Origin of the sequence: Pseudonocardia benzenivorans CB1190, from assembly GCF_000196675.2 — a bacterium.
In the GTDB taxonomy this organism is placed as follows: Bacteria; Actinomycetota; Actinomycetes; order Mycobacteriales; family Pseudonocardiaceae; genus Pseudonocardia; species Pseudonocardia benzenivorans.
Genome location: NC_015312.1, coordinates 3216048 through 3235586, shown reverse-complemented (window position 1 = coordinate 3235586; position 19539 = coordinate 3216048). Strand labels below are relative to the sequence as shown.

The window sequence follows — 19539 nt, the reverse complement described above, 5'->3', positions numbered from 1 at the left end:
CTTGAGAACAGGGCCGTGAACATGAGGCGGCAGCCGGACCCGGATCGTTCCTGACCGGCCGGCTCCTCGTGGCGAACCCCGCCACCGCACCGGCGGATCGCCGCAGCTCGCCGGTGGTTCCACACCCGTGTCCGACCCGGGCAACGAGGCCCGGCTGCACAGAGGGAGCGCCACGATGCGCCTGATGCCTCCCACGGTCCGGCCCGGGGGTCGCGACGACCGCGCGGCGCCTCTCCGGCGCGCGCCGGCGGCTCCCGCGCCCCGGCGCGGAGCCCGGGGCCACCGGCCGACGCGGGAACCGGTCGAGGGCACGGCCGCGACGTGGCCACGCCGGACCGCGTGCCGGTCGCCGGTGTGCCGACCGCCGTCGCGCGTGATCGTCGGGGGCTCGATCTGGCCGGCGGAGCAGCCGGCCCGGAAGGGAGACGGGTGACGACGACGCAGTCGTACGAGACGGGGACGGGCAGGGCCGCGGGGGCCGACAAGGTGTACCCCTCGCCCGCCGCGGCGGTAGCCGACATCGCCGACGGGTCGAGCATCGCGATCGCGGGGTTCGGGGTCACCCACCGGTTCCCGTCGAGCCTGATCACGGCGCTGCGCGACCAGGGTGCGCGCCGGCTCACCGTGTACTGCAACGGGCTGGGCCAACCCGGGCACCCGACCGCGCAGAGCCTCGCCGAGAACGGACAGCTGTCGCGGCTGGTGGCGTCGTTCTCGGCGCGGCCCGGTCCGGTGACGGCGGCCGAGGCGCAGATCGAGTCCGGCGACCTCGAGCTGGAGCTCGTCCCGCAGGGCACGCTCGTCGAACGGATGCGCGCGGGTGGGGCCGGTATCGCGGCCTTCTACACCCCGGCCGGTGCGGGCACCGCGATCGGCGACGGCAAGGAGGTCCGCGACTTCGACGGAGTCCCGCACCTGCTCGAACACGGCATCCGCACCGACTACGCCCTGTTGCGGGCCCACCGCGCCGACCGGATGGGCAACGTCGCGTTCCGCGGCGCCAGCCGCAACTTCAACGACAGCTTCGCCAAGGCCGCGCGCTGCGCGATCATCGAGGTCGACGAGATCGTCGAGGTCGGCGAGCTCGCCCCCGACGAGATCGACCTGCCGGGGGTGTTCGTCGCCCGCGTCGTGCAGACGACCGTCAGGATCGACGTGGACGACCTGCCCCGGCGGGCCGCGCGGCCCGCCGCGAGCGGCAGGCTCTACCACGAGAAGCCGGGCCTGACCCGCGCCGACATCGGCCGCCGGGTGGCCGCGCTGATCCCGCCGGGGAGCCTGGTCAACCTCGGGGCGGGCCTGCCCAACCTCGCCGCCGACCACCTCGCCGGGCGCGGGGTGACCCTGCACGGCGAGAACGGCGTCCTGGGCTACGGCGGGTTCGTCACCGACGGCCCGCGCGACCCCGACATGCACGACGCCGGCGGCAACTTCATCACGCTCCTGCCGGGGGCGTCGTTCTTCGACAGCGTCACGTCGTTCGAGATCGCCCGCTCCGGACGGCTCGACGCCGTCGTACTGGGCGCGTACCAGGTGGGCGGCAACGGCGACCTCGCGAACTGGGCCGTCCCCGACCGGATCGGTGGCGGCATCGGGGGCGCGATGGACCTCGCGGTCGGGGCGAGGTCGGTGATTGTGACGCTCGAGCACAGCGACAGCAAGGGCCGGCCGAAGCTCGTGCGACGCTGCACCTACCCGGTGACCGGGGTCGGCTGCGTCGACACGATCGTCACCGACCTCGCGCTGCTCACCCGGGTCGGCGACGGGTTCCGGCTCGACGAGGTCGCGGCCGGGTTCACGGTCGAGGAGGTGCTCGCGCTGACCGACATGTCCGTGACGGTCGCCGACCAGGTGGGCGTCATGCAGGAGGCCTGGTGAGCGAGGTCCGGTTCCTCGACACGACGTTCCGTGACGGCTCGCAGTCCTTGTGGGCCATGGGGATCCGCTACGGGATGATGGAGGCCCTCGCGGGCGACCTCGACCGGGCCGGGTTCTCCCACATCGAGGTGCCGGCGAACGCGATCTTCTTCAAGAAGATGGTCCGCGACCTGCGCGAGGACCCGTGGGACACCATGCGGATGCTCGCCCGCACGATCACCCGCACCCCGACGACGTGCATGGGCGGCGCCGGCGGCAACCTCAACGGCTTCGGCACCCCCACCGCGCCGGTCCTCGGCGAGCTGTTCGCCGAGAAGCTCGCCGAGATCGGCGTGATGAACCGCGCGCAGCTGATGGCGAACACCGCCGACCAGACCACGCGCCAGTTCCCCACCGCGGTGCCACGGGCCCGCGAGCTTGGCCTGACCGTCGCGCTCGCCGTCTGCTACACCATCTCGCCGCGGCACACCGACGAGCACTTCGCCGAGACCACCCGGCGCTGCGCGGCCCTGAAGCCCGACGTGATCTACATCAAGGACGCGGGTGGCCTGCTCACCGTCGACCGCATCCGCACGCTGCTGCCCGTCGTACTGCGGGAGGCCGGGGACATCCCCGTCGAGCTGCACTCGCACTGCACCACGGGCCTCGCCCCGGTCGTCTACCTGGAGGCGCTGCAGCTGGGCGTGAAGACCCTGCACTGCGGTGTCCCGCCGTTGGCCGACGGCTCGGCCCAGCCGTCGGTGCTCACCACCGCGCGCAACGCCCGCATCCTGGGCTTCACCCCGACGGTCGACGAGGAGCTGCTGGCATCGGTGTCGGCACGGCTCGGGGAGTTCGCCCGGCGCGACGGGATGCCGCTGGGGGTGCCGCTGGCCCACGACGCCGACCACTACCGCCACCAGATCCCGGGCGGCGTCATCTCCAACCTGCGCCACCAGCTCGCCGGGATCGGGATGGCCGACCGGCTCGCCGACGTCCTCGAGGAGTGCGTGCGGATCCGCGAGGAGCTCGGCTACCCGATCATGATCACGCCGTACTCCCAGTACGTCGCGACACAGGCCGCGATCCACGTCGCCTCGGGCAAGCGCTACGACGTCGTCATCGACGAGCTGGTCCGGTTCGCCCAAGGCGCCTACGGCGAGGACTCCGGGTACACCTGGATGGACCCCGACCTGCGCGACCGGTTCCTCGCGCTGCCGCGGGCGGCTCAGCTGGCCGAGGCCGCCCGGCACGCTCCCGCCGACGTCGGCCTCGACGACGTGCGGCGGTCCATCGGGGCTCCCGGCATCTCCGACGAGGAGCTCATCCTGCGGGCGATCATGCAGGGCACCGCGGAGATCGACGCCATGCGCGCCGCCGGACCGCCCCGTACCTACCACTCCGGCGACCTCCCCCTGCGCACGCTGATCGACCGGCTCGGGGAGACGTCGCGGGTCCGCTACGTGCAGGTTGCGCGGCGCGGGACATCGATGGAGCTGCGCACCCGCCAGGAGGCGACGTCATGAGCGATCCCGGGACCGCACGCGGGCTGACCGACGAGGACGTCGACCAGGTCACCCGGCTCGTCGAGAGCCTGGACCGCTCGGGGTTCGACTTCCTGCAGGTCGAGCTGGGCGACCTGCGGATCACGGTCGGGACGGGCGAGCCGCCCGTCCCGGGTGCCGCCCCGCCGCCTCCCGCTGCCGCGACGCCGGCGGCCGTGCCGCAGGCCGTGGCACCTGCCCGGAACGCCGCGGACCGGCCGGACACTGCGGTGGCGCCGTCCGCGGCGCCGGTTGCCGCGGGGTCGGTGGCTGCGGGGTCCGTGGCTGCGGGGTCGGTGGCTGCGGGGTCGGTGGCTGCGGGGTCCGTGGCTGCGGGGTCCGTCGAGATCACCGCGCCGACGATGGGGATCTTCTACGCCCGCCCGGAGCCGGGGAAGCCGCCGTTCGTCGCGGTCGGCGACGTGGTCGAGGAGACGACGACCGTCGCGCTCGTCGAGGTCATGAAGACCTTCCACTCCGTCGCGGCCGGGGTGCGGGGCACGGTCGTCGAGATCTGCGTGTCCGACACCGACTTCGTCGAGTTCGGGGCGGTGCTGATGCGGGTCTCGACTGAATGAGCGGGTCCATCCGGCGCGTTCTCGTCGCCAACCGCGGCGAGATCGCCGTGCGCATCGTGCACGCGTGCCGCGAGCTGGGCATCGAGACGGTCCTCGCGGTCTCGGAGGCCGACCGCGACTCCCTCGGCGCCCGGCTCGCCGACCGGGCGGTCTGCATCGGGCCGCCGCGGGCGCCGCAGAGCTACCTCGACGTCGCCCGGATCGTCACCGCCGCGGTCGCCACGGGGTGCGACGCGGTGCACCCCGGCTACGGGTTCCTCTCCGAGTCGCCCGCTCTCGCCCGGGCGTGCACCGAGCACGGGCTGACGTTCGTCGGCCCGACGGCTGCCCAGCTGGAGGCCATGGGCGACAAGATCTCCGCCCGCCGGCTGGCCCGCGAGGCGGGGGTGCCGACCCTGCCCGGCTCCGAGCAGGTCCGCACCCCGCAGGAGGCCCTCGCGGTCGCCCGGGAGGTGGGGCTGCCGCTGATCGTCAAGGCGTCGGCGGGCGGGGGTGGGCGCGGCATGAAGGTCGTGTCCGACGTCGCGGAGCTGCCGTCGGTGCTCACGACCGCCGCCGCCGAGGCCGCCGCCGCGTTCGGGGACCCGACGCTCTACGTCGAGCGGTTCGTGCGCAACGCCCGCCACGTCGAGGTGCAGGTGCTGGGCGACCGGCACGGCCACGTCGTGCATCTCGGGGAGCGCGACTGCTCGCTGCAGCGGCGCAACCAGAAGGTCGTCGAGGAGGCCCCGGCGCCGGGACTGCCGCTGCAGGTCCGCGACGCCCTGCACGCCGCGGCGGTCCGGCTCGCCCGGCGGATCGGGTACGAGAGCGCGGGCACCGTCGAGTTCGTCCTCGACCGCGACACCGGCGAGTTCTTCTTCCTGGAGATGAACACCCGGATCCAGGTCGAGCACCCCGTCACCGAGCTGGTCACCGGCATCGACCTCGTCCAGCAGCAGCTGCGCGTCGCGGCCGGTGAGCCGCTGGCGTTCGGGCAGTGCGACGTCGTGCACCGCGGGCACGCCATCGAGTGCCGGATCACCGCGGAGGTGCCGTCGGCGGACTTCCGGCCCGACGCGGGCCGCATCACGGCGTGGGACCCGCCGGGCGGCCCGAACGTCCGCGTCGACACCCACTGCGTCCCCGGTTACCTCGTGCCCGTCTACTACGACTCGCTGCTGGCCAAGCTGATCGTCTACGCGCCGACCCGGGCCGAGGCGATCGCCCGCGCCCGGTCGGCGTTGCGCCGCTTCGGGATCGAGGGCGTCCGCACGACCGTCGGGTTCCTCGACTTCCTCGTCGGCCGCCCCGAGTTCGCCGACGCGACCATGACCACCCACACCATCGCCGACGCCCTGGGCGAGTTCGCCCCGGCCGACGCCGCATGAGCGCTCTCGGGGTCGACGCAGCGGCCGATCACCTGCACGCCCTCGCCGCGCGGCTGCGCGAGCTGCCGCTCGGAGAAGCCCCCGGCGCCCTCACCTTCACCCCCGTGAGTGGCGATGGTCGCCACGGCGACCATCGCCACTCACGACCGCTGAGCAACGGATCCATCGCCGACGCACGGGCCGCGATGGACGCCGGCGAGGTCTCGGCAGCGGAGCTGACGGAGCAGGCGCTGGCGGTGGCCGGAGAACATGCCGACGACGCGATCTTCATCCACCTCACCGCCTCCGCCGCCCGCGCTCAGGCCGCCGAGGCCGACCGCTCGGCTCGTGCACGAGGTCCGCTGCACGGCATTCCCGTCACCGTCAAGAACAACCTCGACGTCGCCGGCCTCCCGACCACCTGCGGTTCACCGGTCTTCGCCGACCGGCTCGCGACGAGCGACGCCGAGGTCGTGCGGCGGCTGCGTGCGGCGGGCGCGGTCGTCGTCGGCACGACGAACCTGCACGAGATGGCGTTCGGGTCGACGTCGGTCAACCCGCACACCGGCGCCGTCGCCAACCCGCGCGCCCCCGGCCACGTCGCGGGCGGGTCCAGCGGCGGGTCCGCCGCGGCGGTGGCGCTGGGGATCGGGTTCGCCTCGCTCGGCACCGACGCCGCCGGGTCGATCCGGATGCCCGCGAGCTGCTGCGGCGTCGTCGGGCTCAAGCCGACGCACGGCACGGTCCCGTTGCGCGGCATGGTCCCGACCAGCATGACCCACGTGGACCACATCGGTCCGCTGACGACGTCGGTCGCCGACGCGCGGCTGCTGCTCGACGTCATCGCCGGGCCCGGCCCGGGGGCAGGCGACGCCGCCGGCCTGGACGGTGTCGCCGTCGGGCTGCCCGAGGCCTACTTCTGGACCGGACTGGACAGCGATGTCGAGTCCGTGTGCCGGGCCGCGATCGGGTGCCTCGCGGCCGCCGGTGCCCGGCCGACGCCCGTGGCCTGCGACATCGGCGAGCTGATGCCGTTGCTGGCCGTCGCGATGTTCGCCGAGGCGCACGTGCTGCACGCCCCGCTCATCGCGGCCGGCCCCGACCGGTACTCCCCCGCGCTGCGCGACCGGCTGCTCGCCGGCGGGACGGTCCTCGGCCACGACTACGTGCGTGCACTGCGGGCGCGGCGGCTCGTCGTCGACAGGATCGCGGCCGCGCTGGAGGGCGTCGACCTGCTCGCGATGCCGACGATGCCCGTGCCGCCGGTGCGGATCGCCGACGTCGACGACGACCCGCGCGTCGCGCTGATGGCGCGGCACACCTCGCCGTTCAACCAGAGCGGGCACCCCGTGATCTCGCTGCCCGCGGGGGCGACGCCGGACGGGCTGCCCGTCGGGCTGCAGCTGGTCGGGCACCCGTACGCGGACCGCCGGCTGCTGGCCCTGGCCGAGGCGGCGGAAGCCGCCCTCGCGCCGGGGACGTGAATGGCGAGGTCGCCGCTGTCCGGGGTCGGGTCAGCGCGCCGACGCCGTACCCGCGAACACCGCGTCGTCGAGGGTGCGGCGCAGCAGGCGGCCGGCCGGCCGGTCGGCGGTGAGCTCACCCCGCGCCATCACGACCTCGCCGCGCAGGACCGTGTAGGCGGGCCAGGCGTCGACCCGGCAGCCCTCCCACGGTGAGTAGTCGCCCTCGTGCATCTCGGTCGCGCGGATCACCCGCGGCGCACGAGGATCGAGCAGCACGAGGTCGGCGTCCGAGCCCACCGCGATGCAGCCCTTGCGCGGCCACAGCCCGAAGATCTTCGCCGCGTTCGACGACGTCGCCTCGACCAGGCGGGTGAGGTCGAGCGAGCGGTTCGCGAGCATCTCGGTGTAGAGCACCGCGAGCTTGGGCTCGACCCCGGTGACGCCACCGTAGGCGTCGTCGATCCGCGAACCCTGGGTCTTCTGCTCCCACGTCGGGCAGGCCCCGTCGGTGCCGAAACAGTTGACGGTGCCGTCGCGAACCCCCTCCCAGATCGCGTCGACGTCCTCGGCGTACTTCAGCGACGGGTAGATGTGGTACTTCACACCGTCGGGTTCGGAGTACCGGGCGGCGGTGTTCATCGCGATGACGTCGATCGCCTCGCCGTAGGCCGCCACGCCACGCCGGCGGAACTCGCGCAGCGCGTCGACACCCGTCCGCGCCGTGACGTGGTGGAAGTACAGGGCGAGACCGGGGTAGTGCTCGGCGAGCCGGAGGACCCGCCGGAACGACATGTCCTCCGACAGCGTCGTGTGCACCTCGGCCATGTACCGCAACGCGGTGCGGCCGCTGTCGATGTACTTGCGGTACTGGTGCATGACGATGTCGTCGTCCTCGGCGTGCACGGTGACGATCCCGCGGTGGCGGGCGACGACGTCGAAGAGGTCGGCGAGCGTGCCGAACCGCACCTTCAGCTCGACACCGGACAGCAGGCCCGACGGCACGATGTCGGTGGTGAAGATCTTGAAGCTGGGGAACCCGTCGGCGATCACGTCGGGAATCTCACGCAGGATCTTCTCCGACACGTCGCCGGTCAGCGCCACGTGGAACGCGAAGTCGGTGTACGAGTCGCCGGTCCACGCCTCGACCCGCTCGGCGAGGTCGGCCGTGATCGAGCGGCGGGCCACGTCGGTGGTCGACGGCCACACGAAGTCGATCACGGTCGTCGTGCCGCCGTACAGGCACGCCGAGGTGATGACGTCACGGGACTGGCCGAGCGACTCCCCCAGCGGCCCGTTCGCGTGCACGTGCGGATCGACCGCTCCGGGCAGGGTGACGCACCCGCTGCCGTCGACGGTCCGGGCCGCCTCAGGCAGGCCGCCGGGCTCCGCGAGCAGGGCGAACCGGCCGTCGGCGATGCCGATGTCGAGCCGGCGCGGCCCCTCCGGGGTGACGACGTCGGAACCCACGATGGCGAGGTCGAGCATGCATGTTCCCGTCGTCCGAGCGATCCCCGCGGAGGGGGACTGGAAGGTCGGGATCGGAACTAACACGGTCGGAGCGCGGCCTGTCAAGCGCAGCGTCACTTGACGAGTCGATCACCAGAGACCTAACCTCTCGCCGCATGAGGTCAGGCCAATTTCCGGAGCGGCCCGAGCCGCCGGCCGCCTCGTTCTCCAAGCGTTCCGGCCGCCGGTTCGTCGTCGCGGCACAGCACGTGCTCGACCGGATCCAGACCGGCCGGCTCGCGCCGGGCGACCGGCTGCCGCCGGACCGCACGCTCGCCGTCGACCTCGAGGTGAGCCGCGCGACCGTGCGGGAGGCCCTGCTGGCACTGGAGCTGCTCGGCGTCGTGGAGATCCGGCACGGCTCGGGTGTCTACGTCGTCGACCCGGCCAAGGTGACCCGCGACTCCGACGCCTGGTTCGTCCCGACGACGAGCGCGCTGTTCGAGGCGCGCGCGACGATCGAGCCGAAGCTCGCGCAGATGTGCGCGGTCCGGATGAGCACGGCGGACATCCGCGCGATGTCGGCCTCGGTGTCCAGGGCGCGCGCGGCGGTGACGCGCGAGGTCGAGTTCACCGAGTTCGCCGAACTGCAGGTCGAGTTCCACCGCATGCTCGCCGACCACTGCGGCAGCCCGCTGCTCGCCGACACCGCGCGCAGTTTGGTCTCCGCCGAGGAGCATCCGCTGTGGGTACTGCTCAACCAGCAGGCGATCGGCAGCCCCGAGCTGCGGATGCAGCAGGTGGCCGAGCACGCCGCGGTTCTCGGCCACATCAAGAAACGCGAGCCGGGCGCGGCGCGGGCCGCGATGCATCGGCACGTCACCGACCTGGGCTGCACCCTCGTCGGTTCCGACTGGATCTCCTGACCGCGGGCCACCCGGGCCCGCATTCGACGTCGTCCGCGAGCGCCCGCTCGCCGAGCCCGAGGAGTTCGCTTGAAGACGAGGATCAGCCGAGGAGTGGTCGCGGCCGTGCTCGCGGTCACGGCCCTGACCGCCTGCAGCACCGGTGCGCCGACCGGTGGCGGCACGGCCGACACCGGCACCGCGGCGAGCAGCCTGACCGCCGACGCCGAGCGCGAGCTGCAGGCGACGATCGACCAGTACCGGGCGGTTCCCACGTTCACCCCGCCGGGACCGGCGATCGACGTGACGAGCCTGCGCGGCAAGAAGATCTACATCATCCCCGAGACGAACAACGTGTTCAACACGGTCAACGTCGCGGCGATGCAGGACGTCGCACAGCGCGTGGGCGTCGAGGTGACCGTGTTCCCGAACCAGGGCAACACCTCGCAGTGGGTCCAGGGCATGCAGACCGCGGTGTCGCAGAAGGTCGACCTCATCGTCCTGGCCAACGCGCCCGACCCGCGCGCGCTGCAGCCGCAGCTCGCCGCGGCCAAGGCGGCGAACATCCCGGTTGTCGTCACCCACTTCTACGACGACTCCACGACCCCGGCACCGAACTGCGAAGGGTGTGCCGCCGGCGTCACCGCACTCGAGACGGCACCGTTCGACACCGCCGCGAAGCTGCTGGCGGACTGGGTGATCCTGCAGGGCAAGGGCAACGTCAACGCGCTCATCCCGATCGTCGGCGCCGTCATCCCGTCGCCGGGCATGCAGGCCGCGATCAAGGGCGAGTTCGACAAGTACTGCCCGAAGTGCACGTACAAGTTCGTCGACATCTCGCTGGCCGACTTCGCCTCCGCGAAGCTCGCGACGGACATCCAGGCGAGCCTCAGCGGCGACCCGAAGATCAACTGGGTGATCGACCAGCTCGACTCGATGGAGTCGGCCACCGTCAGCGCCATCAACACCGCCGGCCGGAGCGGCCAGATCCAGATCGTCGGCTACAACGGTGCGACGTCGTCGATCAAGGACGTGCAGAGCGGGACGAGCCCGATGGTGATGGACGTCGGCGAGTCGGCGCCGTGGATCGGCTACTCGACGATGGACCAGGCCTTCCGGGTCCTGCTCGGCCAGCCGGTCGTCAAGGCCTCGGCGCCGGTGCGGGTGTTCGACTCGACCAACGCGAAGGACGCCGGCGACCCGCCGGCGCTCACCCAGGGCTACGGCGACGCCTACGTCGCCGGCTACGAGAAGCTGTGGGGCCTGTCGTGACCACCCGGTCGACGGCACGCTGACATGGCCGGACGGATGTCGACGTCCGACGGGAGCACCCCCCTGCTCCGGCTGGACGGCGTGTGGAAGCGGTTCGGTGGCGAGGTCGCGCTCGGCGGCGCCGACCTCGCCGTCGCGCCCGGTGAGATCCACGGCCTGCTCGGCGCCAACGGGTCCGGCAAGTCGACGTTGATCAAGGTGCTCGCGGGCTTCCACGACGTCGACTCCGGCACGCTGGAGGTGCACGGACGGCCGGTGCCGCTGCCGCTGTCCCCCGGACAGCCCGCGGCGCTCGGGCTGCGCTTCGTGCACCAGGACCTGGGGCTCGTGCCCAGCCTCAGCGTCCTGGAGAACTACCTGCTGCCCCAGCTCGCCGCGTCCCGCGGCCGGGCCTCGGTGGGGTGGCGCCACGCCCGCACCCGGCTGCGGGAGGTGCTGGCCCGCTACGAGATCGACCTCGACCCGCGGGCGACGGTGGCCGACCTGCGCCCGGTCGACCGGGCACTGCTCGCGATCGTGCGGGCCCTGGAGGGCGTCGGCACGACGTCCGACCCCGGCCGGGGCCAGCTCGTCGTGCTCGACGAGCCGACGGTGTTCCTGCCCCGCAACGAGGTGGATCGGTTGTTCTCGCTGGTCCGGCGGGTGGCCTCGACCGGCTCGAGCGTGGTGTTCGTGTCGCACGACCTCGACGAGGTCCGCGAGATCACCGACCGGGTCACGGTGCTGCGCAACGGCAGGCGCGCCCTGACCGGGGTCACCGCCGACCTGGGCCACGACCAGCTCGTCGCGGCCATCGTCGGCGCGGACCTCGACGTCGCCGCGAGCTACCGGGCCGCCGAGCGGTCCGCCGGGACCACGGCGCTGCGGGTCGAGGGCCTGTCGGCGGGCCTCGCCGACCAGGTGTCGTTCACCGCCGGCACCGGTGAGGTCGTCGGCTTCACCGGGCTGCTCGGTTCCGGGTACGAGGACGCCGTGCGCGCCCTCGCCGGGGCGCTCGACGTCCGGGCCGGCACCGTCACGCTCGACGACGGGCCCGCCCGCGAGCTGCGGTCGTGGTCCCCGCGCGCGGCGACCGACCACGGCATCGTGCTGGTGCCGGGCGACCGGCTGACCGAGGGCATCGTCGGCGACCTGCCGGTGACCGACAACCTGACCATGGTCAACCTCCGTCACTACCTCGCGGGCCCCTGGCTCGACCGGCGTGCCATGCGCGCCGCCGCCACGACCCTGGTCGAGCGCTACGACGTCCGCCCGCCCGACCCGCGGCTGCTCGTCGGCCAGCTCTCCGGCGGCAACCAGCAGAAGGTCGTGCTCGCCAAGTGGATCCAGACCCGGCCGCGGGTGCTGCTGCTGCACGAGCCGACCCAGGGCGTCGACATCGGCGCCCGGCAACAGATCTACGCCGCGGTGCGGGCCGCCGCCGGGGGCTGCGTCGTGCTGTGCGCCAGCTCCGACCACGACCAGCTGGCGCAGCTCTGCGACCGCGTGCTGATCCTGCACCGCGGCCGGATCGGCGCCGAGCTGCACGGCTCGGCGCTGACCAAGGCCCGGATCACCGAGGAGTGCCTGCGCTCCGGCAAGGAAGGAAGCACCCGATGACGACCACCGAGTCCGCCCCGGGAGAGTCGGGGACGCTGCCGCCGGGCCGGCCGCCTGGGCGGCGCGGCGCGGTGTCGACGCTCGTCGCCCGCTCGGCCGAACGCATCGCGCTGCCGGTGGTGTGGGTCGCGATCATCGTGCTGTTCGGGGTGCTGCGGCCCGACACCTTCCTCACCACCGGCAACTTCTCGGCGATGTTCTCGTCGCAGACGAGCCTGCTGGTCCTGGCGCTGGCGCTGACGATCCCGCTGACCGCCGGCGACTACGACCTGTCGGTCGGGTCGGTGGCGAGCCTGTCGGCGATGCTGATCGGGATCCTCAACGTCCAGCTCGGCGTGCCGGTCGTCTGGGCGGTGCTCGTCGCACTCGCCGTGGCGACGCTCATCGGGGTGGCCAACGCCGTGCTGAGCATCGCCGTCGGGGTCGACACCCTGATCGTCACCCTCGGCATGGGCACGTTCGTCCAGGGCATCGTGTCGTGGACCGGCAACGACAGCACGGTCACCGGCATCTCCGCCGAGCTGGTCCGGGTCGTGGTGCAGGCCCGGTTCCTCGGCATCCCGGTCGAGTTCTGGTACGGCATCGTGCTGTGCGCCGTGCTGTTCTACGTCATGGAGTTCACCCCGCTCGGGCGCCGGCTGCTGATCGTCGGCCGCGGCCGCGAGGTCGCCCGCCTCAGCGGCGTGCGGGTGCGCCTGGTCCGCGGCGGCGCGCTGGTCAGCTCGGCCTTCCTCGCGGGGCTCGCGGGCGTGCTCATCGCCGGGACCAGCGGCGCGGCCGACCAGACGTCGGCGCCGCTGCTGCTGTTGCCGGCCTTCGCCGCCGCCTTCCTCGGCGCGACGACGATCATGCCGGGTCGCTTCAACTCCTGGGGGGTGCTCGTCGCGGTGTTGTTCCTGGTCACCGGCATCACCGGCCTGCAACAGCTCGGCGCCCGGCCGTTCGTGCAGAACCTGTTCTACGGCGCGGCGCTGATCGTCGCCGTCGTGCTCTCCTTCGCGGTGCGCTCGCGCCGCAGGAAGGCCGCGTGATGGCCCACGAGTTCCAGCTGGTCGTACGGGGCGCCACGGTCGCCAACGCCGACGGTCACGCCGTCGCCGACGTCGCCGTCAGGGACGGGGTCGTCGTCGAGGTCGGCGCGCAGGTCGCGGGCAGCGGGGAGCGCGAGCTCGACGGTCGCGGCAAGGTCCTCGCGCCCGGCGGCATCGACCCGCACACCCATTTCCACACCCCCAGCCCCGACGGCTCGCTGATGTCGGCCGACGACTACGAGAGCGGGACGCGCGCCGCGGCCGCGGGCGGCGTCACGACGGTGATCAACTACGCGTTCCAGCAGCTCGGCGAGTCGCTGTGGACGACGCTGGAGCGCGAGGCGGCGAAGGCCGACGGGCGCGCGCACGTCGACTACGGGTTCCACCCGATCCTGACCGACCTGCTCGGCGGCAGCTCCCTCGCCGAGCTCGCGCCGCTGGTCGAGGCGGGCTATCCCAGCGTGAAGATCTTCACCGCCTACGACCCGTTCCGCGTCACCGACCGCGAGGCCATCCGCGTCCTGGCCGCCGCGGCCCGGGCGGGCGCGCTGGTCAACGTCCACGCCGAGGACGACGGCCTGACGCACTACCTGACCGACACGCTGGCCGCCGTGCCCGCAACGGTCGAACCCATCCTCAGCACGTTCAAGCGCAGCCGCCCCGAGGTCGCCGAGGAGCTGGCCATCGAGCGCATCGCCGTCTACGCGCGCACGGTCGGCTGTCCGGTGTACTTCGTGCACCTGTCCTCGCGCGGCGCCGTGGAGGCGGTGCGGCGCGGGCGGGCGGCCGGCGGCCAGATCTTCACCGAGGTGCGCCCTGCGTACCTGTTCCTCGACGAGTCCCGCTACGACCAGCCCGACGGCCAGCGCTACGTCTGCGTGCCCCCGCTGCGCACCGCCGACGACCAGGCCGCGCTGTGGGACGCCATCGCCGCCGGCGAGATCGAGACCTCGGCCAGCGACCACACCACCTACTCCAGCGCGCAGAAGCTCGGGGCGTACGAGTCGTTCGTCGACATCCCGCCGGGGTTCGCCAGCGTCCAGACCGGTCTCGGCCTGCTCTACGGCCGCGGGGTCGCCGCCGGACGGATGACCCTCGAGCAGTTCGTCGCGATCACCTCGGCCAACGCGGCGAAGCTGTTCGGGCTGTGGCCGCGCAAGGGCCGCATCGCGCCCGGCGCGGATGCCGACCTCGTGCTCATCGACCCCGACCGCACGACCACGCTCGCCGACGAGCCGTTGCAGTCGGCGTCGGACTACGACCCGTTCGTCGGCATCGAGGTGCGGGGCTGGCCGTCGGTGACCGTGTCGCGCGGCGACGTCGTCTACCGCGACGGGACGATCACCAGCACACCCGGACGGGGCCGGTGGCTGCACCGGCGGCTCGGCGATCCCGGGACCGACCCGGCGATCCCGAGCTTCTCCCCCCGGACGGGCGACCCGGGGCCGGCCGTGTCCTGACCCGACGGGCGCCGGGCCGCCGGGTAGGGCCACAGCCGGTCGGGCACGCGTTCGACGACCGGCGCCTGTCCGCGCTCGCGCAGCCGGCTTCTGCGACGATCGCCGGACCATGACCGCACCCGTCCGTTCCTTCGACCACGAGTTCGCGCCGACCCGGATCGTGTTCGGGCCCGGCAGGCTCGCCGAGGTCGGCGAGGAACTCGCCCGGCTCGACACGTCCCGCGCGATGGTGATCATGAGCGGGCACGCGCCCGGCGGGGACACCGTGACGGCCGCGCTCGGCGACCGCGCCGCGCTGACCTGGCACGAGATCGCCCAGCACGTGCCCGTCGACATCGCAGAACGCGCCACGGCCGCGGCGCGTGACGCCGGTGTCGACGTGATCGTGAGCCTCGGCGGCGGCTCGGCGACCGGGCTGGCGAAGGCCGTGGCGCTGGAGCTGGAGGTCCCGATCGTCGCCGTCCCGACGACCTACGCCGGCTCCGAGCTGACCCCGGTGTACGGGACGACCGGCGGGCAGCGCAAGCGCACGGGATCCGACGAGCGGGTCCGGCCTCGCGTGGTGCTGTACGACCCCGAGCTGACGGTCTGCCTCCCGGCCGCGGTGACGGGTCCGAGCACGTTCAACGCGATGGCGCACTGCTTCGCCGCGCTCTGGGCGTCGGCCGGGAACCCGCTGATCGCGGCACTCGCCGCCGACGCCGTCCGCATCCTCACGACGTCGCTGCCCGTCGTCATGCGAAACCCCGCGGACCTCGACGCCCGCGCCGGTCTGCAGTACGGCGCCTTCCTCGCGGGGACGGCGCTGGGCGCGACCGGGACAGGTCTGCAGCACCGCATCTCGCACGCCCTCGGTGGGCGGCTGGGCCTGGTGCACGCCGACACGCACTCCGTCGTGCTGCCCTACGTCGTCGCGTTGAACGCGCCGGCGGTGCCCGACATGGTGTCGCGGGTGCGCCCCTACCTGGGCGACGATCCCGGCCGTGCCCTGTGGGAGCTGGCCGCGCGGATCGGGCTCCCCCACGACCTGGCGACGCTCGGTGCCACCGACGAGGCCCTCGACGGCGTCGCCGCCGACGTCGCGGACACCCCGAACCCGGTGCCGGCGTCCCGCGACACGATCCGGGCGCTGCTCGACCGCGCGTACCGGGGTCGCGAGTGGCGATAGTCGCCGTGGCGACCATCGCCGCTCACCGGCTCTACTCCTCCAGGTCGCCTTCGCTCTCCAGGTAGGCGGTGCGCAGAGCGGCGAGGGTGTCGGGGTCCGGGGACGCCCACATGCCGCGTTCCACCGCCTCCAGGAGACGTTCGGCCATGCCGTGCAACGCCCACGGGTTCGACTCCGACAGGAACGCCCGGTTCTCGGGGTCGAGGACGTACTCGGCCGTGAGCCGGTCGTACATCCAGTCGTCGACGACACCGGTGGTGGCGTCGTAGCCGAAGAGGTAGTCGACGGTCGCGGCCATCTCGAAGGCGCCCTTGTAGCCGTGGCGGCGCATCGCGGCGATCCAGCGCGGGTTGACCACACGCGCCCGGAACACCCGCGCCGTCTCCTCCGACAGCGTGCGGGTGCGGACGGACTCGGGCCGGGTCGAGTCGCCGATGTAGGCCTCGGGCGCGCTGCCGGTGAGCGCGCGGACCGTCGCGACCATGCCGCCGTGGTACTGGTAGTAGTCGTCGGAGTCGGCGATGTCGTGCTCGCGGGTGTCGGTGTTCTTGGCCGCCACCGCGATCCGCCGGTACGCGTGCTCCATGTCCTCGCGCGCGGGGACACCGTCGAGGCCGCGGCCGTAGGCGTAGCCGCCCCACGTCGTGTAGACCTCGGCGAGGTCGGCGTCGCCGCGCCAGTCCCGGGACTCGACGAGCTGCAGCAGCCCCGCCCCGTACGTGCCCGGCTTGGAGCCGAAGACGCGGGTACGGGCGCGCCGCTCGTCGCCGTGCCGGTCGGTGTCGGCGGCGACGTGAGCGCGGACGAAGTTCTGCTCGGCGGGTTCGTCGAGGCCCGCGACGAGGGCGACGGCGTCGTCGAGCAGGGCCAGGACGTGCGGGAACGCGTCGCGGAAGAACCCGGAGATGCGGACGGTGACGTCGATGCGGGGGCGGCCGAGCTCGTCGAGCGGGATCGGTTCGAGGTGCGTGACGCGTCGCGACATCTCGTCCCACACCGGGCGCACGCCGAGCAGGGCGAACACCTCGGCGACGTCGTCGCCGGAGGTGCGCATCGCCGACGTGCCCCACACCGACAGCCCGACCGAGCGCGGCCAGTCGCCGTGGTCGCGGCGGTAGCGCTCGACGAGCGACTCGGCCATCGCCTGCCCGGTCTCCCACGCCAGCCGCGACGGGACGGCCTTGGGGTCGACGGAGTAGAAGTTGCGACCGGTCGGGAGCACGTTGACCAGGCCGCGCAGCGGCGAGCCCGACGGCCCGGCCGGGACGAACCCGCCGGCCAGGGCGTGCAGCACGCGGTCGATCTCGTGGACGGTGCCGGCGAGCCGGGGCACGACCTCGGTGGCGGCGAAGCGGAGCACTGGTTCAGCGGCCGTGGCGTCGTGAGCCCGAGCGATCTCGGTGACCGCAGCCGGGTCCCAGCCCGCCGCCTCCATGTCGGCGACCAGCGCGTGGGCCAGCTCCTCGATCGCGTCGGTGTGCGCCTTGGTCTCCGAGCCGTCCTCGACCAGGCCCAGCGCCTCGCGGAGCCCGGGGACGGTGTGCTCGCCGCCCCACATCTGCCGGGCGCGCAACATGGCCAGCACCAGGTCGACCCGCTGTGCACCCGTCGGGGCCGTGCCGAGGACGTGCAGGCCGTCGCGGATCTGGACGTCCTTGATCTCGCACAACCAGCCGTCGACGTGCAGGAGCATGTCGTCGAAGTGGTCTTCCTCAGGGCGCTCGGACAGCCCGAGGTCGTGGTCGAGCTTGGCGGCCTGCATGAGCGTCCAGATCTGCTGGCGGATCGCGGGCAGCTTCGCCGGGTCGAGCGCTGCGATGTTGGCGTGCTCGTCGAGCAGCTGCTCGAGCCGGGCGATGTCGCCGTAGCTCTCGGCGCGCGCCATCGGCGGGATGAGGTGGTCGACCAGCGTGGCGTGGGCGCGGCGCTTGGCCTGCGTGCCCTCGCCCGGGTCGTTGACCAGGAACGGGTAGACCAGCGGCAGGTCGCCCAGCGCGGCGTCGGTCCCGCAGGCCGCGGACATGCCCAACGTCTTGCCCGGCAACCACTCCAGGTTCCCGTGCTTGCCGACGTGCACGATCGCGTCGGCACCGAAGCCGTCCTCCTCGCGCGGGGCGGCGAGCCAGCGGTAGGCGCCCAGGTAGTGGTGCGAGGGCGGCAGGTCGGGATCGTGGTAGATCGCGACCGGGTTCTCCCCGAACCCGCGCGGCGGCTGCACCATCAGCACGACGTTGCCCGACCGCAACGCGGCGACGACGATCTCGCCGTCCGGGTCGGCGGAGCGGTCGACGTAGTGCTCGCCCGGCGCCGGCCCCCAGTGCTTCTCGACGCCGTCGGTCAGCTCGTCCGGCAGCCGCGTGAACCAGGAGCGGTAGCGGTCCGCGGAGATGCGGACCGGGTTGCCGGCCAGCTGCTCCTCCGTGAGCCAGTCGGGGTCCTGCCCGCCGGCCTCGATGAGCGCATGGATCAGGGCGTCTCCGTCGCCGTCGGCCACGCCGGGGAGGTCACCGACGTCGTAGCCGGCCTCGGCCATGGCGTGCAGCAGCGCGACCGTCGACGCCGGGGTGTCGAGGCCGACGGCGTTGCCGATGCGGGCGTGCTTGGTCGGGTACGCCGACAGCATCATGACGATCCGCTTGTCCGCGTTGGGGATCCGGCGCAGCCGGGCGTGCCGCACGGCGATCCCGGCGACGCGCGCCGCGCGCTCCGGGTCGGGCACGTAGACCGAGAGGCCGTCCGCGTCGACCTCCTTGAACGAGAACGGCACCGTGATCAGCCGGCCGTCGAACTCGGGGACCGCGACCTGGGTGGCGACGTCGAGCGGGGTCATCCCGTCGTCGGACCCGGCCCACGACGCCCGGTCGCCGGTCAGGCACAGGCCCTGCAGGATCGGGACGTCGAGCGCGGCGAGCTCGGCCACGTCCCACGCCTCGTCGTCGCCACCGGCCTGCGCGGACGCGGGCCTGGTCCCGCCGGCGGCGAGGACCGTGACGACCATGGCGTCGGCGGCGCGCAGCGTCGTCAGCAGCTCGGGCGGGGCCTGGCGCAGCGACGCGCAGTAGACCGGCAGCGGCCGCCCGCCCGCGTCCTCGATCGCGGTGCACAGGGCCTCGACGTAGCCGGTGTTCCCGGCGAGCTGCTGGGCGCGGTAGTAGAGGACGGCGACGGTCGGGCCGTCGCCCTCGGGGGCGGGCCGGTCGAGCACGCCCCAGGCCGGGAGCTCCGCCGGCGGCGCGAAGCCCTCGCCGGTGAGCAGCACGGTGTCGGACAGGAACGCGGCCAGCTCGGCCAGGTTGTCGGTGCCACCCTGTGCGAGGTAGGCGTGGGCCTGCGCCGCGACGCCCGCGGGCACCGTCGACAGCTCCATCATCTCCGCGTCGGGCGCCATCTCACCGCCCAGCGCGACGACGGGCAGCCCCGAGGCCAGGACCGCGTCGAGGCCGTCCTCCCAGTACCGGCGCCCGCCCAGGATCCGCACGACGACGACGGCGACGCCGTCGAGCAGCGCGGGCAGGTCGTCGAGCAGCACGCGAGCGGGGTTCGCGAGCCGGTAGGGCGCCCCGCTGGCGCGGGCGGAGAGCAGGTCGGTGTCCGACGTCGAGAGGAGCAGGATCCCGGGACGGGAGTGGGGGCGCATGGCCGGTGGCCTTCCTCGGGATCCTCGTCCCGGGTGGGGGTGTCGGCGGGCAGGTGAGTGTCCTGGCTCCCGGATCGGCGCTCGCCCCGGCCTTCCGGGCTCGCGCCCGTGGCCGACTGCGTGGGGTCCGCTCCCCGGTGACAGTGGCGGGACCGCGCCGGACTCGCACCGGCTTCCTCGCTCCCGCCCGCCATGAAGTTGTCCGTTCGTGCCGCCTCACTGTCCGC

The 19539-nt window shown here is 73.4% G+C and carries 13 protein-coding genes and 1 riboswitch; of the genes, 11 read left to right on the top strand and 2 right to left on the bottom strand.

Annotated features, from left to right (window positions below; genetic code table 11):
- Positions 1–429 precede the first annotated feature (429 nt).
- The 5 genes from PSED_RS15290 to PSED_RS15270 are packed head-to-tail and all read left to right on the top strand — an operon-like array spanning position 430 to position 6812.
- Positions 430–1878, top strand: a complete 1449-nt coding sequence (locus PSED_RS15290) for a 3-oxoacid CoA-transferase (protein WP_013675157.1) — start codon at positions 430–432, stop codon at positions 1876–1878.
- Positions 1875–3383 (top strand): pyruvate carboxylase, encoded by a 1509-nt coding sequence (locus PSED_RS15285; RefSeq protein WP_013675156.1) that lies wholly within the window; start codon positions 1875–1877, stop codon positions 3381–3383. Before PSED_RS15290 ends, PSED_RS15285 begins: the two co-directional genes overlap by 4 nt.
- Positions 3380–3979, top strand: coding sequence for an acetyl-CoA carboxylase biotin carboxyl carrier protein (locus PSED_RS15280; RefSeq protein ID WP_013675155.1), 600 nt, complete (start codon positions 3380–3382; stop codon positions 3977–3979). The genes PSED_RS15285 and PSED_RS15280 overlap by 4 nt, the downstream gene beginning before the upstream one ends.
- Positions 3976–5349, top strand: a complete 1374-nt coding sequence (locus tag PSED_RS15275) for an acetyl-CoA carboxylase biotin carboxylase subunit (protein ID WP_013675154.1) — start codon at positions 3976–3978, stop codon at positions 5347–5349. Before PSED_RS15280 ends, PSED_RS15275 begins: the two co-directional genes overlap by 4 nt.
- Positions 5346–6812, top strand: a complete 1467-nt coding sequence (locus PSED_RS15270; protein WP_013675153.1) for an amidase — start codon at positions 5346–5348, stop codon at positions 6810–6812. The genes PSED_RS15275 and PSED_RS15270 overlap by 4 nt, the downstream gene beginning before the upstream one ends.
- 30 nt (positions 6813–6842) lie before the next feature.
- Here the strand turns inward: PSED_RS15270 and PSED_RS15265 are convergent, their stop codons facing one another.
- A complete protein-coding gene (locus PSED_RS15265) occupies positions 6843–8279 on the bottom strand; it encodes a dihydroorotase (protein WP_013675152.1) in 1437 nt (478 codons plus the stop codon).
- Between the two features lie 137 nt (positions 8280–8416).
- On the opposite strand from PSED_RS15265, the gene PSED_RS15260 reads away from it, so the two are divergent.
- The 6 genes from PSED_RS15260 to PSED_RS15235 all read left to right on the top strand — a co-directional run bounded on the left by PSED_RS15260 (position 8417) and on the right by PSED_RS15235 (position 15675).
- Positions 8417–9166 (top strand): FadR/GntR family transcriptional regulator, encoded by a 750-nt coding sequence (locus PSED_RS15260; RefSeq protein ID WP_013675151.1) that lies wholly within the window; start codon positions 8417–8419, stop codon positions 9164–9166.
- A gap of 69 nt (positions 9167–9235) precedes the next feature.
- The gene (locus tag PSED_RS15255) at positions 9236–10417 is read left to right on the top strand and encodes a sugar ABC transporter substrate-binding protein (protein WP_013675150.1); all 1182 of its coding nucleotides are present in this window, start codon (positions 9236–9238) and stop codon (positions 10415–10417) included.
- 36 nt (positions 10418–10453) lie between these two features.
- A complete protein-coding gene (locus tag PSED_RS15250) occupies positions 10454–12016 on the top strand; it encodes a sugar ABC transporter ATP-binding protein (RefSeq protein WP_041761299.1) in 1563 nt (520 codons plus the stop codon).
- Entirely contained in the window at positions 12013–13047 is a 1035-nt protein-coding gene (locus PSED_RS15245; protein WP_013675148.1) for an ABC transporter permease, read from the top strand. The genes PSED_RS15250 and PSED_RS15245 overlap by 4 nt, the downstream gene beginning before the upstream one ends.
- Entirely contained in the window at positions 13047–14507 is a 1461-nt protein-coding gene (gene hydA, locus PSED_RS15240) for a dihydropyrimidinase (protein WP_013675147.1), read from the top strand. Before PSED_RS15245 ends, hydA begins: the two co-directional genes overlap by 1 nt.
- Positions 14508–14616: 109 nt before the next feature.
- Positions 14617–15675, top strand: a complete 1059-nt coding sequence (locus PSED_RS15235) for a maleylacetate reductase (RefSeq protein WP_013675146.1) — start codon at positions 14617–14619, stop codon at positions 15673–15675.
- 31 nt (positions 15676–15706) lie between these two features.
- Here the strand turns inward: PSED_RS15235 and cobN are convergent, their stop codons facing one another.
- Entirely contained in the window at positions 15707–19312 is a 3606-nt protein-coding gene (cobN, locus tag PSED_RS15230; RefSeq protein WP_013675145.1) for a cobaltochelatase subunit CobN, read from the bottom strand.
- Between the two features lie 35 nt (positions 19313–19347).
- Positions 19348–19514, bottom strand: a riboswitch (cobalamin riboswitch).
- Positions 19515–19539: the final 25 nt, after the last annotated feature.

Bases quoted from the DNA above. Each gene is read 5' to 3' on its own strand.
- PSED_RS15280 (WP_013675155.1), top strand. From the start codon at position 3,380: ATGAGCGATCCCGGGACCGCACGCGGGCTGACCGACGAGGACGTCGAC.
- PSED_RS15275 (WP_013675154.1), top strand. From the start codon at position 3,976: ATGAGCGGGTCCATCCGGCGCGTTCTCGTCGCCAACCGCGGCGAGATC.
- PSED_RS15270 (WP_013675153.1), top strand. From the start codon at position 5,346: ATGAGCGCTCTCGGGGTCGACGCAGCGGCCGATCACCTGCACGCCCTC.
- PSED_RS15265 (WP_013675152.1), bottom strand. From the start codon at position 8,279: ATGCTCGACCTCGCCATCGTGGGTTCCGACGTCGTCACCCCGGAGGGG.
- PSED_RS15260 (WP_013675151.1), top strand. From the start codon at position 8,417: ATGAGGTCAGGCCAATTTCCGGAGCGGCCCGAGCCGCCGGCCGCCTCG.
- PSED_RS15250 (WP_041761299.1), top strand. From the start codon at position 10,454: ATGTCGACGTCCGACGGGAGCACCCCCCTGCTCCGGCTGGACGGCGTG.
- PSED_RS15245 (WP_013675148.1), top strand. From the start codon at position 12,013: ATGACGACCACCGAGTCCGCCCCGGGAGAGTCGGGGACGCTGCCGCCG.
- hydA (WP_013675147.1), top strand. From the start codon at position 13,047: ATGGCCCACGAGTTCCAGCTGGTCGTACGGGGCGCCACGGTCGCCAAC.
- PSED_RS15235 (WP_013675146.1), top strand. From the start codon at position 14,617: ATGACCGCACCCGTCCGTTCCTTCGACCACGAGTTCGCGCCGACCCGG.
- cobN (WP_013675145.1), bottom strand. From the start codon at position 19,312: ATGCGCCCCCACTCCCGTCCCGGGATCCTGCTCCTCTCGACGTCGGAC.